Origin of the sequence: Alkaliphilus peptidifermentans DSM 18978, from assembly GCF_900101495.1 — a bacterium.
Classification (GTDB): Bacteria; Bacillota; Clostridia; order Peptostreptococcales; family Natronincolaceae; genus Alkaliphilus_C; species Alkaliphilus_C peptidifermentans.
The window spans coordinates 57569-71914 of the sequence record NZ_FMUS01000027.1; the positions used below are offsets into that span (position 1 = coordinate 57569).

Sequence of the window (14346 nt, forward strand, 5' to 3'; positions counted from 1 at the left end):
TTGGTCTCTCCTCCCTTTAAAAAATTGCAAAAATGATATAGCTTCCTATTCCTAATACAACATAAATATATCCTAATGCTTTTGATATTTTTTCTTCCTTTTTTAGTTGCCTTTTCTTCAATAGGGTTCCATCGACGATTATTAAAAATATACCTATGACCACCACCAGCATTAACATATATGCACTATAGGCACTTTTTATCTTTTCAAATATAGCCATTAAATCCAAATTATCACCTACTTAAGTTTTATCCTATATAATTTTCGCAAGTTTTAGGTTTTATATACTAACATTGGTAAAGATGTGAAAATAAAAAAATTCAAGGAAATTTTCCTTGAACTTTCATTTGTAATCTTTTTTCAGTTTTAATTATTAACTCTTAACTCCATTCAACTTCCACCAATTATCTTCCACATATAATTTTCCATTTTCAATTTTCAATTTTTTTGCACTAAACTCTTAACTCTAACTTTACAGATATTCTTCAAAAAGTGCTTTATCTTGATAATGATCTAAGTCATTGCATATTTCTGGGAAATTACATATATATGCTCTACCTGTAATTTTAAAACGATTTTTTATCATTTTTTCTATATCTGTTATTTTTAATTGTTTAAATATAAGCTTAATTACAAATGGTACTCCTAGAACCCTACACATTCTAATAGGATTTTTTCGATGCCTTACTAATGTTTCTGTAACCTCTTTAATAGAACCCATTATTGAAGGCTTAAGCATTACTATATTACCCCCAGTAAAGGCACCCTCCTTAAGGTGGGCATAGGTTCTTTTGAGATTAGGATAAGATGTTTGGTTAAGTGCTTTGTTGACTATGGGATAAAAAATGTCATTATCTACTTCTAACCCCACTTCAATAAATTTATTAATAATGTCTACATTTATTAAGGGTACATCGCAGGTTGCCACTATAACTCTATCTTCTCCTTGGCTATAGGCCATACCATTGATTAAATTCTCCATAAAGGTATTACTACTTCTAATAATAGCCTCCGCTTCGGCTCCGATTATGGACTCTAGCTCATCTACTTCACCTACAACATATATCTTATCAATATACTTTGATTCTTTTAAAGCATTTACTACAAACTTAATCATGGGAATTCCCTTTAATGGTATGATGGCTTTATTCTTCATTAACTCTTCTGCTACAGCATCATTCCCAGCCAAAACAATGGCATGCATTAATCTTCCTCCCTGTTTATATACTAAATATTTTCATGCCCTTTACCCTTAAGTACGGACTCCATCATGTGACTACCAGCATTTTCTATATGCTTAGCAGCAACTTCATATGCCTTTTCGGCATCTCGCTGTGATATTGTCTCTAGTATTGCCTGATGTTCTTCAACCAATTCCTTTGCCTTATTATATTCTGATATATAGGTGACTCGAAATCGATATATTTGTTCCCTTAAGCCTTGGGCTATTTGAACCAATTTCTCATTTCTTGCTGAGTTAAAAATTCGTTCATGGAATTCAATATCTTTTTCTATCATTCCTTCAACATCATCCTGTTGATAGCTTCTCTTAAACTGGTATGAAATCATTTCTAGCTCGTCCAGCTCTTCGTCGGTCATTCTCTCTGCTGCAAGGGAGGCGGCTAAACCCTCCAATACAGCTCTTATTTCCAGTACCTCCATAATATCCTTTATAGAAACATCTGCTACATATGCCCCCTTTCTAGGGACCATAATAACCAATCCTTCTAGCTCTAGCTTTCTGATGGCTTCCCTCACTGGTGTTCTACTAACTCCCAATTGCTCAGCCAATTGTATCTCCATCATTCTTTGTCCAGGTTCAAGCTTCCCTTCAAGAATTGCCTCCCTAAGGTTTTCAAAAACTATTTCTCTTAACGGCTTGAAGCTTTCAATCTTTAAATTCTGTAAATTACTCATCTTCATTCCTCCTATAAAAGCTTTGTACAATATATGTCTGCTTATATAATAAAGAAAGATGCTCGTAGGCAGACTTTGCCCGCTGATAATTTTTAAAAATACCAAATACTGTTGGTCCACTACCCGACATCATACTTCCAATTGCATTATACTCCATCATTTTCTTTTTAATCTCTGTAATAATAGGATAGTTTTCTTCTGTTACAGTTTCTAATACATTCTTCATGTTTTGAGCAAGGGTTGCAATATCTCCTGATTCCACCGCTTTTAATAATAAAGGTGTATTGGGTCGCTTAGATTCTATATTTAATAGGTTTAATTGTCCATATACTTCAGCTGTAGAAACAGAAATTGATGGCTTTGAAATAACTACCCACACATTTTTCAAACCTATTATTGGTGTAAGTCTTTGGCCTATTCCCTCTGCCAGGGCAGCCCCTCCAAGGATACAAAAGGGTACATCTGCACCAATCTTTACACCCAGCTCCATTAGTTCATTTTGTGATAGCTTTAGGTTCCATAAGCGGTTTAACCCCAATATAACGGCAGCAGCATTAGAGCTACCACCCGCCAAGCCAGCTGCAACCGGGATCCTTTTTTCAATATGTATGTCTATTCCCTTATTAATACCAAGTGTATCCCTAAGCAGAGAAGCTCCTTTAAAGGCAATATTTCCTGAATCCTTTGGTATATATCCACAGCTGGTATATATTTTAATTTCATTATCTTCTCTATTTATTAAGGTAACCCTATCAAAAAGATCTATTTGATGCATTATCATTTCAACTTCATGATAGCCATCTGGTCTTTTTCTCAAAACATCAAGGGATAGGTTTATTTTTGCTCTGGATTTTAATTGAATTTTATTCATCCCTGCCCTCTCCTTCATTATTCCCTTGCTATATATATTATATGTTTTTTTCAAATTTCCTGCATACAGTTATTGTGTCATAATTTTTGTATCAAAAATAATACTATCAGAATAACTGCTGGTTTGTCTACTAATTCCTATAGCTAATAATATTTAACCATAAGTATATAAGTATTAGTTTGTATTTCAAAAAAAAACCGCCCTAAGGCGGTTCGGTCCCTTTTAGAACTTAAATTGATGCACTTTTTCTATTAAAATATAATCACCGGGTTTTATGGTGGAGACATCTTCAATATTATTTGTTTCAATTATCTGTTTTACTGTTGTATTATATTTTTTAGCTACCTTCCATAGTGTATCTCCAGGCTGCATAAAGTATATGGTTATACTGGGTCGGCTGGCTAAATCTATGCTTTCTTCCATTTCAATTATTTCGTTAACTATGTCAACCTTCTTGGTCAAGTAACCTTCACAGGTGGCTCCAATATTAACCTTTATATCAACCTGTTGCCCATTAATTAGTTCATAATTTATTTCTTCTATGAAGAGCTCAACCTTAGCCTCCATCCCTTCCTGTAAGCCTTCAATATCGACATAATGCCTAAAGGGGATTTCCTGCATAAAGCTATAGATTGGCTGATGCCCTTCGTCGGATAAATATATTACTGTTACCTCCATAATTCCTTCAATTACAGTTTTGTCCTCCATCAGCTGGTAGTCTGTTAATACTGGCTTTGATACCACTGAGAATAGCTTAGCCATTTCCGGATGACTTCCGGGAAGGTCTATGGTCTCCCTCAGCATAAGGTGAGAGCGATTCATACCAATGTTCTCTTTAAATTCTATAGTTTCTTTACTAACTTTTATTTTTTTACTTGGCGAAAAAGCATCAATAACTATTTCACGTCTACTGGTATCCATGACCTTAGCTCCGACTCTTGTTATTGCTTCGATTTCCAGTATTTTTGATTCCCCTTGTATATTTTCTTTGACCTCTGTATAAAGCTCTGTGACATCTAACTTTAATTTATACTTCATTTCAGGGTGTGCATCTGGCATCTCTACAAAATGGGTAAATGGGATTTCCTGACTAAAAATGTTTAAGCTGGCCTCTTCATCATCAGCTATATAGAGAAGTTCAACCTTTACTATACCACCTACTATAACCTTACCCTCAGTAATTTTTGTTTCCCTTTCCAGTGCTGTTGCATTCCATTTAAGGATTTCCTTAATAGATGGCATAGATTCTTCGACTTCATATGTATCCTTAACTAATGCCTCTGAAAAATAGTCTCCCATAACCTCAGTATAGTGTATAGTATCCTTTAACACTTGAATATCTTCTAATCCCGTAATATCCTTGGTAATTTCCTTCTGGCTTGTGGATTTACCAATGGCCATTAGATTAATAACAACTTTAACTCCTATTTTTCTTTCATTGTTGATTGTAAAATCGATATGCTCAATATCTGCTTCTACATCTGGGCTAGCGCTAGAGGTGATACCTTCAATCTCAATGCTTTGTTTAAACCCTGTGCTACTATCTATACTATAGAGTGGTTCTTCTCCTTTTTCTGCAACGTATAAGATTTTAAACTTAATATTTCCTTCAACTGTAATTTTCCCCTCACTAGCTTCTACTTTTGCAACCTGTATAACTCCATCTACTGATATGATCCTAGTAATGTCCGGCTTTATATCTGGGACCAGTATATCGCCTTCAATAATTGCCTGAGCAGTGTCCTGACCTATTATCTGATCAGTTGTCAGTGAATCCTTTAACAACTCTACTGGCATTTTATTTCCTCCCTCCAAAATGTTTTAATTTAATTAATATATCATATTAATCTTTTATAAAAATATGAACAGCTTACCTTTAGTTCGTCCAGTTCCAATTTCTATATATATATATGTACTGCAAATAAAAAAAAGAAGTGAAAATCTAAAAGATTTTCACTTCTTATTATGAAATTTCAGCTTAGTAGTAGTAATATGTCGCTCCAAAGTTTTTGAAGGTTCGATAAATTCCTATAGCAACTTCTATTAATGTAACTGTTTTATTTGGGCTGTAGTTTTCGCCACTTCCCTTTACGATATCTAATCCATAAGCCAGTGCAACATATCCCATTAAATCTGGATTAATATCTCCTGAGTCCTTAACTGGTACAACAAAAATGTCTTTAGCCTTGGCTATGTTTTCGAGCTGTGCCATCTTCATAAGCATTTCTGCTAATTCTTCTCTTGTCACTGTTTCATCTAGATTTAAAGCTTCTTCCTTATTTTCTAGCAAGCCATAAATGATGGCTCCTTGTATATATTGATAATATTCATCACTTTCATCAATATCAGTAAAATTAAGATCTCCAGCATCCTCAATCATATATGGACCGAACCCTCTTGCATTTACCATCATCTTGAGGATTTCTTTCTTAGGAATAGCGCTATCTAATTGGAAATTATCTAGGTCAATGATTCCTGCATCGATCATAATTTTAAGTTCTTTTTCAGCTTCATGGCCTTTAATTATACTATCTATGTTTTCCTGCTTAGACTTCTGCTCCTTCATAGACTCGCCATTCCAGTCTAGATATTCTCCTGTTTTTGCGTCTATATTTCTATAGAATCCATAGTTGTCTTTCCCTAAGTTTACATAAACAAGTTTCATCTCAGGTGCCATTCTCCAATCATGAGAATAAATTTGAGTAAACTGCAATTGCAATACAGAATCATCGATATATTTAGCTAAAACTGTATCTTCTGACAGTAAACCCTCTGCCTTAGGGAATTCAGCTTCATGCCAGTTCATATAAACACTTTGAAGCTGTCCTGTTGATTTGTTTAATGATACTGAAATACTATTATGAGGATATTCAATGCCATTAACTAATCTGTTAAAGTTGAAATAATACTCTTGATTATATCCGTAATCATATAATGTCATTTCTGTCTTTACATCCTTTAATTTATCAGGGTATAAAGATTTCATAATTTCTATTGCTTTTGCGTATGCATCTTCCTGTGATATACCTCCAAAGGCTGTCTCTTCAGGCATGTCATACATATCCCATCTCATATAGTTATAATAATATAGGTTTAGAATATCGCCTGTTATTGCATCAATTGAGATGTAACCATACATATGTTCGTTTTCCTCAAGGGTAAAGTCCACATTCCAGATCTTACGATCATTATATGAGGAATATCGGGTATTTTGTATTTTAGATTCCTGTTGGAAGAACTCTTTTACAACTGTTTGAACCATTTGTGTAACTTCATTTTTATCCAGCTCTTTAGCTCTTTTTTCTTTTTCTAAGCCTTGAAATTCAGCCTTTTGACTTGGAGTAACATCAATTTTACGAACTTCTTCAACGGTTTCTCCTTGATGATTAATGATATTGCCTGTTATGGCATCTATCATATGTCCACCCTCTAAAACCGGAGTATAAACTAGCTTGATTTCAGATGGTTTATCATCATAATAGCGAAAATTTGATCTTACAGGTAAATAAGATAGCTGTAGTGTCAACTCATCGCCGAATATACTTCTAGCTTCATCTTCAGAGATAATATCCTTCATATTTGGGAATTTTATATCTGACCAATTGTAGCTATAGGAAACTACTTTACCATTTCCACTATCTACACCAATATTAATGCCATTACCTGAAACTACGATACCATTTTCTTTTCTTACATAATTATATCTGTATTGGGTCGGGTTTAAGCCACTGCCATAGTAGTAAGTACTATATATAGGCTCTTCCTGTAGCTCTAGCTTTCCTATTAAATCTCCGTTAACCTTTTTTAGAAAATCATAAGCAACACTTTGTAGCTCATCCTTTGTATACTGTGTCACTCTATTTTGCTCTTCTCTGTTGTGGTCCCACTTATAGATTGAAGTAAGATCCCCTGTTTCATCATCGATGGATACATCAAGACTCATACTGGTATTTCTATTGTACTTGTAGGCATACATGCTCCACACGAATTTACCAGGGTTATTCCAATCCTCACGATATTCTACACTTACTTGAAACTCATCATCTAAGTCAATGTCGAATATGCTGCTAACATGGAATTTCATTATTCCCTCAGCAGCTGACTGGGAAAGATTTGAATTGGTTGGTGCTTGCATACCATAATCGAATGGCATATAGTCTTCATAATAAGCCTCTTTTTCGTCAACAACTATAACCTCTACCGCTTCATCAAAGGCAGCAGCAAAGCCAAGGCTTGATAGCAACATGGCAAATACCAATAAAATACTAAAAGCTTTTTTTAATTTCATAGAATCACTCCTTTTTATAATATTAACAATTTTTATATATTCCTATTTTTTTCATATAATTACATATTGGTTAAAATGTAATGATATTGTAAAATAGGAAAAATATAACCCTACACATTATAGACGAGTTATTTGCAAAAAAGTTTCCTTTGTAATCAAAATGTAATATATTTTTTTGACATTAATGGAACCTTTTAAAAATAATAAAAGGGCAGAAAATCTGCCCCTAGCTTGTGAACCAATTTATAAATACTATGCAGTTATAATTGTTCCTGTTTTACCTTCTATACCCTCCATTGCCTTTTCAAGGGATGTAATTAGGGCTGTTCTACCTGCCTTTGATTCAACAAATTTTACTGCAGCGTTAACCTTAGGTAGCATTGACCCAGGTGCAAAATGTCCCTCTTCAATGTATTGCTTTGCTTCTGCGATAGTTATTCTGTCTAACTCTTTTTGATTTGGGGTGTTAAAATTAATAGCTACCTTCTCAACTGCTGTTAAAATAATTAGATAGTCTGCATCTAATATTTCTGCAATTTTTTCAGATGCGAAATCCTTATCAATAACTGCTGGAACTCCATGTAATTGACCATTACGATTAACTACTGGAACACCGCCGCCTCCCACTGTGATAACAACATGCCCTGCATCTACTATGCTTTTTATAATTGGAGCTTCTACAACATCAACAGGCATTGGTGAAGCTACAACTCTTCTCCATCCTCTACCTGAATCCTCCTTCATTGTATACCCTTTTTCTTTAATTAATGCTTTTGCCTCTTCCTCTGTAAAAAATGAACCAACCGGCTTTGTAGGATTTTTAAAGCCTTCATCCTCTTCATCTACAACTACCTGCGTAATAATTGATGCAACAGACTTATCTACTTTTCTGTCAAACATTTCTTGACGGATTGCCTGCTGAAGGTGGTAACCAATATAACCTTGACTCATTGCTCCACACTCTGGAAAAGGCATTAGTGGTAAGGATGGATTGCTTTGAGCAGCCGTTTCATAAGTTGCAACAAGCTGTCCAACCTGTGGTCCATTACCATGGGCTAAAATCACTTCATGTCCACCCTCAATCAAATCCACAATTGATTTTGCGGTTTCCTTAGCTGTCTTTATTTGGGCTTCAGCACTAATTTCTTTAGGATTAGCTTGAAGAGCATTACCACCTAAAGCTAAGACAATTCTACTTTTTTGCTTAACCATTTATATCTCCCCTTATATATTATTATAATTATATTAGATTACTTAAGTCTATTTTTGCCCATATCAAAAAGACATGGAATTCTATAGATTTATATAAGTAATTCCATATCTTTTTGCCTGTTGGAGGCCCAGCTTACAAGGCTGTAATTCCAACTGTCTTGACTTAATATTTATGACTATATTGTAGCCACCATAACTGCCTTTATAGTATGCATTCTGTTTTCTGCTTCATCGAAAACAACTGAATGCTTACTTCTGAAAACCTCATCTGTAACTTCCATTTCCTTTATTCCATACTTTTCAAAGACTTCTACCCCAACTTTAGTTTCTTGATCATGGAAGGCAGGTAAACAATGCATAAACTTAACATCTGAATTTCCTGTTAATTTAATCATATCCATGTTCACTTGATATGGTTTAAGCTGATTAATTCTTGCTTCAAATTGATCCTCTTCACCCATTGAAACCCAAACATCTGTATATATTACATCTGCATCCTTTACTCCTTCAGCAACATCATCAGTTAGAGTAATTTTTGCTCCTGTTTCTTTTGCAACTTCATTCATTTCATTTACCAAATCTTCTGATGGGAATAATTCCTTCGGAGCAACTGCTCTAAAATCCATACCCATTTTTGCTGCACCAATAAGTAGAGAATTACCCATGTTATTTCTTGCATCTCCTACATATGCAAACTTAACCTTGTTGAGTGGCTTGCTAACATGCTCAATAATTGTAAGTAAGTCAGCTAGTATTTGAGTTGGATGATAAAGGTCAGTTAACCCATTCCATACTGGCACTCCAGAATGTTTAGCTAGTATTTCTACTGTTTCTTGCTTAAATCCTCTAAACTCAATACCATCATAATATCTGCCTAATACCTTAGCAGTATCTTCAAGGGACTCTTTTTTACCCATTTGTGAATCACTTGCACCTAAAAAGGTAACATGTCCACCCTCGTCTAATGCTGCAACCTCAAAAGCGCATCGTGTTCTTGTTGAGGCTTTTTCAAATAGAAGAACAATGTTTTTACCTTCTAGTAAATTACCTTTTATCCCCATTCGCTTTTTTGCCTTTAGATCCTTAGATAAATCAAGTAAATATTTAATTTCCTGTGGTGTAAAATCCTTTAACGTTAATAAGCTTTTACCTTTTAAATTCACTGGCATTGATAAATCCTCCTTTATTATTAATTTATAATTATTATGCTAAGTTTTTATATTTATATTATAAAGCTTCCCTAATTAATGGCATTGACATACATCTTGGGCCACCTCTGCCTCTTACCAGCTCAGAACCTTCGATTTCTATTACTTCAATACCATGGTTTCTCAATGTTTCATTTGTAGCTTCATTCCTGTTGTAGGTTAAAACCCTTCCAGGCCCTAGGGCTAGGGTGTTTGTGCTATCATTCCATTGTTCTCTTGCGGCAGTGATTTCATCGCCTCCACCACTTTGAATCAATTGAACATCCGGAAGATTTAAGACTGTCTTTAATGCACCCTTTAAACTCTCCATTGGCCTTACCTTAGGTGTATTCTTACCTTCAGTTAACTCATATGCCTGTAACAAACCTTCTACTCCAGGATAAATAGTAAATTTATCGTGATCAACCATTGTAAAAACCGTATCCAAGTGCATATATGCCCTTGTGAAAGGAATTTGAATGGCTAATACCTTTTTGATGTTGGAATTTTGAAAGAGTCTCTGTGATAATATTTCAATTCCTCTTGCAGAGGTTCTTTCACTACATCCAATTGCAACAACTGAATCACTTAAAACCAATACATCTCCACCTTCAATGCTATATGTTTCTTTATAGTCATACCATAGAGGAGTTTCATCTTTTTTAAACAGTGGGTGAAATCTATAAATATACTCTAAAAACATAGTTTCTCTATTTCTAGCTGGTGTCTTCATTTTATTAATGGAGAGGCCATTACCTATTACGACTCCAGGGTCTCTTGTGAAATATAGGTTAGGCAGAGGATTAATATAAAAGGGATACTGTTCTTTTATATAATCAACTAAATGATATTCTTTTATTAAATTTGGTAAGTCTTTTTTTTCTAATCCTGCTATTGCAATTTCTACTATTTCATTCGGTTGCAGGGCTAGAAGATATTCCTCTAATAACTTCTCAAGCTCTAGACTATCTATATGGGAGTTTTTTATAAGGTCCGATACAAATAAATTAAGAGTGTGCTTGTCCTTCAATAGCTCCTCCAATAATTCTTCGTAGTAATAAACCTTACATCCTTTATCTTCCATTACCTTTGCAAATCCATCATGCTCCCAGCGCATTCTTTTTAACCATGGAATATCGTCAAACAATAATTCATGAAGATAATCGGGTGTTAAACGCTCTAACTCTCTACCTGGCCTATGAAGCAATACTGCTTTTAAATTACCAATCTCAGATGTAACATTTAAAAATCCATCTTTCATCTTTGTTAGTAGCCCCCTTCATTACATTCATCAGTATGCTTTTATTACTTCTACTTAAAATAATGATAGAATGTTCAATTTGTTCTAATAATAGTATATATATATTATATACATAAATCAAGTGGCTAATTTTCTTGGTTTTATCTATTTTTATGCATCCATTGTATATTTTTGAATCATTATACATTGTCATTATTGTTTAATTTCTCCATTATGTCCTATGACATAGTAAATCCTTAGGATATTCTAAGTTTAACTATCATTAAGTTGGTTCTAATTTGAATAATCATAATCTGTAGTTAATAAAAGAATATAAAAAAAAACCACCATTTGGTGGATTTGTTTTTTGTTATGTTAACTCACTTTAATACGTTGATTATCTTTACATATTGTTATTTCAACAGTTTCCGTCAGAATATCTGAATAGCTATATGAAACTCTTCTAACTGAATCATAACCTCCATCTATCCTTACAACAAAAATATTAGGGTAGGTGTTTTCCAGTACGCCTTCTCTAATGGTAGTCTTTTTTCTACCCTTATTTGCCTTAAGTGTAACCTTTTGCCCTACAAACCCTTCTATATTACTTCTGATTTCATTCAGCGTGGTCCTAGTTGCCAAAAAATCACCTTCTTTCACTTTTTAACTTCTTAATAATACCATACCCCAAGATATTTGTCAAATTCATAAATTTATATTATACAATTAATAGCCTATAGTGTCAAATACTTTTTTACTGAAAATATTGCTATTTACTACATTACGCTTAATTATTTTAATGGAATATTATTTCCTACCTCATAATAAAATAGAATTGCTTCAATCATAGCGGTAACAATTCTATCAATATAATGCTCATCCAATAACTTTTTTTCTTCAATAGGATTTGATAAATACCCTATCTCTACGTGTATACCACTAACATTGGTGTCTCTGAGTAAATAAAAATCAGCAGTTTTCAAACCTCTGTCTATGGTTTCTATTGCTGTTGTAATTTTCTTCATTATTATTTTCCCAAGTCTTTCGGCTTCCTTATCACCACGGAAAAAATATATTTCAGTACCAGACACCGAAGAATTTTTTATATAATTTTGGTGAATTGTAATAAAGAAATCAGGTTTGTTTTTATTTATTAATTCAGCCCGTTGACTTAACGGAACAAATATATCTTCTGTACGGGTCATATATACAATTGCTCCCTTTTTTCGCAGCTCTCTTTCTAAATTAATAGCAATTGATAAGTTAATGTCCTTTTCACGTGTTCCATTTATACTGCTATTATCTTCGCTACTCTCACCACCATGGGCCGCATCAATCACTATTACTTTGCCCTTTAACGGATATTTCATACATTGATTTTCATTTTTTTTTATTGTAACACCTGTGTAATAGTAATTAAGAATTTCTTCAGCTCTCCTACCTTCATGGGCAAGCATATTTGCTCCATATTGACATAGTCCTACACCATCTCCCTTTCCCATGGTAAAAAACCTAATGAATTTGGGCTTCCAGCTAAATCGGGTGGATTCCAATCCTAGCAGTTTCATTATTTCTTTCCCTTCAAACTCTTTACCTGCTACTTTTAGTCTTACTACTCTACCTTCTTCATCTCTAATAATATCGTCAAACATATCTTCAATAGCCATGTTTTTAATAGGACTAGCCTTTGAAAACCTTATATTTAACTTAGCTTCAATATCTTCTACGGAAATATCCTTGTAATTATGAATCAATGGGCTTTCTTGACAATAGTTACACAAGACCTTTCTCAAATACAAAACCACATTTCCGTCAACATTTTCGCTATTTTCGGTTGCACCACCACATACGTCATGAAATCTTGCGTCAATTGGTTTATCCTTAAAGGTTATTATTACTCCATTAGTTTCTTTTACCACCATCTCTATTAGCCTTACATTCTTACTATAGTCCTTACCCCATATATCTTTATATTCCTGAATAGGCATAATACCTTTAAAGCTATCAATTGATATATCCCATTTACTGTCCTTTCCTTCTCTGTTGCCACCACCCTTTATTAGCCGAATCAAATTTGTTCTTATAATTATACTTTGACATTTTAATGCTTCTATATGAAATGACATAGGAATACTCCACGCCAGCAACTCTTTAACAAAATCTTCAATATTTCTAGTTATAATTTTATCTTCAGATGGTATATATATTTTTATATTTAAATCTATATTATTCTCCAATTATTTTACCCCCTTTACTCTTTTGATGTTTATCTCTTCATTAGTTATAGACTATATTTTTAACGTATTATATCATATGATTTTTTTTAAATTCATGTGCATATTACATTATACAGAAGCATATAATGTACGATGCAAAATAGGGAACAAGAGATTTTCTTCTCTTATTCCCTATTTTTTAGTTGAAATAAATTATTTAAAGTAGTTATTCCATCACATAGCATTTCTTGCTCTTTTTTATCTTGTCTTTCTATTACTTTAGTCATCGACTCCAAGAGTTTTTGATATATTTCATCTACTTTTTTCTCGCCTTTATTTGTTAATGATACATATATGCTTCTTCGATCCATAAAGGAAGAAGTTCTTTTAACATATTCTTCCTCTACTAGCTTATTTAACATTGTAGTCATGGTACCTTTACTGACCTCCATAATGTCACTTAACAAAGACATGTTGCAGCTCCCTTGGCTATTTATAATGAAAAGTACCTTATACTGTGTTAAAGTGAAGTCTTGATTACTACAATGATTTTTATATTGATGCCGCATCCAGCTATTAAAATAGATAAAAAAATCTTGAATCATACGTGCTATTTCTTTTTCTGTCAATATAACCAACCTACCTTTCTTCACTATATTATATATATTTACAATAAAATTTCCAACAATGATTAAAGTAATTTGAATTTCAAATTATATCTTGCATTAGACAATTAATTTATATATAATATATTTAACATATTTTGTTATTTTTTTGTGTTGATATTTTGATAGTCTAAATATTTATATAGTATTAATTTATGGCTTCAAGGAGGGCGATATCATGAAATGTCCTATTTGTGGTAATGAGGATATAGGTCGATTAAGTAAATCTAGATTTTTTTGTAGTGACTGTTTTATAGAGATCTTTTTATCTCGAAAATCCGAAATGCAAATTTATAAAATATTAGAGGATGGTACAGCCTGCGCAATTGCAGCTGAGAACTAAGAATTATATAAATTTAATTAGTAAAGAAAAGCTAAACAATGATTAAAAATAAAATTTAACATATACATAATCGAGTAGGAGGTAGATAATTATTTTATCTACCGACCTCTCACACCACCGTACGTACCGTTCGGTATACGGCGGTTCTTTAGTTTACACATGCTTGTTGATAGTAATTAAAGAAGAATAGATAACCTAAGTCTGATAACCTTTGGTTAGTAAGAGATTTATTTAGAATTGGGCTATTGGCTGTTCGCCAGTAGCTCTTTCTTGTGTTTGCAAATTCCCAAGCTTTGCCTTCGGCGATACCAAGCTTCTTTAGATTTGTGAATTTCGTTTTGATTTTCTTCCACTGCTTCCAGTAAATCATCCTTATGCGTCTTCTCATCCATTGGTCTATTTCTCTT

The 14346-nt window shown here is 33.4% G+C and carries 13 protein-coding genes and 1 pseudogene; 1 reads left to right on the forward strand and 13 read right to left on the reverse strand.

The window, feature by feature from the left end; genetic code table 11:
• Positions 1 to 16: 16 nt before the first annotated feature.
• From BLP68_RS16915 to BLP68_RS16975, 12 genes are all read right to left on the reverse strand, one after another.
• Positions 17 to 220, reverse strand: coding sequence for a CLC_0170 family protein (locus tag BLP68_RS16915; protein ID WP_330389209.1), 204 nt, complete (start codon positions 218 to 220; stop codon positions 17 to 19).
• Positions 221 to 472: 252 nt separating this feature from the next.
• On the reverse strand, positions 473 to 1204 hold the full coding sequence (locus BLP68_RS16920) for a nucleotidyltransferase family protein (protein WP_091546113.1): 732 nt from the start codon (positions 1202 to 1204) through the stop codon (positions 473 to 475).
• 23 nt (positions 1205 to 1227) lie between these two features.
• On the reverse strand, positions 1228 to 1917 hold the full coding sequence (locus BLP68_RS16925) for a GntR family transcriptional regulator (RefSeq protein ID WP_091546116.1): 690 nt from the start codon (positions 1915 to 1917) through the stop codon (positions 1228 to 1230).
• Complete coding sequence (ispE, locus tag BLP68_RS16930; protein WP_091546119.1) at positions 1910 to 2788, reverse strand: 4-(cytidine 5'-diphospho)-2-C-methyl-D-erythritol kinase; 879 nt, start codon at positions 2786 to 2788, stop codon at positions 1910 to 1912. The genes BLP68_RS16925 and ispE overlap by 8 nt, the downstream gene beginning before the upstream one ends.
• 222 nt (positions 2789 to 3010) lie before the next feature.
• Positions 3011 to 4585: a DUF3794 and LysM peptidoglycan-binding domain-containing protein gene (locus tag BLP68_RS16935; RefSeq protein WP_091546121.1), complete on the reverse strand. Its 1575-nt coding sequence runs from the start codon at positions 4583 to 4585 to the stop codon at positions 3011 to 3013.
• A gap of 181 nt (positions 4586 to 4766) precedes the next feature.
• Positions 4767 to 7076, reverse strand: coding sequence for a YcdB/YcdC domain-containing protein (locus tag BLP68_RS16940; RefSeq protein ID WP_091546124.1), 2310 nt, complete (start codon positions 7074 to 7076; stop codon positions 4767 to 4769).
• A 252-nt stretch (positions 7077 to 7328) separates the two neighbouring features.
• Complete coding sequence (gene arcC, locus BLP68_RS16945) at positions 7329 to 8288, reverse strand: carbamate kinase (RefSeq protein WP_091546127.1); 960 nt, start codon at positions 8286 to 8288, stop codon at positions 7329 to 7331.
• A gap of 176 nt (positions 8289 to 8464) precedes the next feature.
• Positions 8465 to 9457, reverse strand: coding sequence for an ornithine carbamoyltransferase (gene argF / locus BLP68_RS16950; RefSeq protein WP_091546130.1), 993 nt, complete (start codon positions 9455 to 9457; stop codon positions 8465 to 8467).
• A gap of 58 nt (positions 9458 to 9515) precedes the next feature.
• Positions 9516 to 10736, reverse strand: a complete 1221-nt coding sequence (arcA, locus tag BLP68_RS16955; RefSeq protein WP_091546132.1) for an arginine deiminase — start codon at positions 10734 to 10736, stop codon at positions 9516 to 9518.
• Between the two features lie 354 nt (positions 10737 to 11090).
• Complete coding sequence (locus BLP68_RS16965; RefSeq protein ID WP_091546155.1) at positions 11091 to 11357, reverse strand: Veg family protein; 267 nt, start codon at positions 11355 to 11357, stop codon at positions 11091 to 11093.
• A 149-nt stretch (positions 11358 to 11506) separates the two neighbouring features.
• A complete protein-coding gene (locus BLP68_RS16970) occupies positions 11507 to 12952 on the reverse strand; it encodes an N-acetylmuramoyl-L-alanine amidase (RefSeq protein WP_091546138.1) in 1446 nt (481 codons plus the stop codon).
• Between the two features lie 164 nt (positions 12953 to 13116).
• Positions 13117 to 13560: a MarR family winged helix-turn-helix transcriptional regulator gene (locus BLP68_RS16975; protein ID WP_091546141.1), complete on the reverse strand. Its 444-nt coding sequence runs from the start codon at positions 13558 to 13560 to the stop codon at positions 13117 to 13119.
• A gap of 214 nt (positions 13561 to 13774) precedes the next feature.
• Between BLP68_RS16975 and BLP68_RS21860 the strand changes: the two genes are divergently transcribed.
• Positions 13775 to 13939, forward strand: a complete 165-nt coding sequence (locus BLP68_RS21860; RefSeq protein ID WP_176759081.1) for a hypothetical protein — start codon at positions 13775 to 13777, stop codon at positions 13937 to 13939.
• Positions 13940 to 14087: 148 nt separating this feature from the next.
• Here the strand turns inward: BLP68_RS21860 and BLP68_RS16980 are convergent.
• Positions 14088 to 14346 (reverse strand): annotated as a pseudogene (locus BLP68_RS16980) (hypothetical protein); the annotation flags it as partial.

Bases quoted from the DNA above. Each gene is read 5' to 3' on its own strand.
- BLP68_RS16915 (WP_330389209.1), bottom strand. From the start codon at position 220: ATGGCTATATTTGAAAAGATAAAAAGTGCCTATAGTGCATATATGTTA.
- BLP68_RS16920 (WP_091546113.1), bottom strand. From the start codon at position 1,204: ATGCATGCCATTGTTTTGGCTGGGAATGATGCTGTAGCAGAAGAGTTA.
- BLP68_RS16925 (WP_091546116.1), bottom strand. From the start codon at position 1,917: ATGAGTAATTTACAGAATTTAAAGATTGAAAGCTTCAAGCCGTTAAGA.
- ispE (WP_091546119.1), bottom strand. From the start codon at position 2,788: ATGAATAAAATTCAATTAAAATCCAGAGCAAAAATAAACCTATCCCTT.
- BLP68_RS16935 (WP_091546121.1), bottom strand. From the start codon at position 4,585: ATGCCAGTAGAGTTGTTAAAGGATTCACTGACAACTGATCAGATAATA.
- BLP68_RS16940 (WP_091546124.1), bottom strand. From the start codon at position 7,076: ATGAAATTAAAAAAAGCTTTTAGTATTTTATTGGTATTTGCCATGTTG.
- arcC (WP_091546127.1), bottom strand. From the start codon at position 8,288: ATGGTTAAGCAAAAAAGTAGAATTGTCTTAGCTTTAGGTGGTAATGCT.
- argF (WP_091546130.1), bottom strand. From the start codon at position 9,457: ATGCCAGTGAATTTAAAAGGTAAAAGCTTATTAACGTTAAAGGATTTT.
- arcA (WP_091546132.1), bottom strand. From the start codon at position 10,736: ATGAAAGATGGATTTTTAAATGTTACATCTGAGATTGGTAATTTAAAA.
- BLP68_RS21860 (WP_176759081.1), top strand. From the start codon at position 13,775: ATGAAATGTCCTATTTGTGGTAATGAGGATATAGGTCGATTAAGTAAA.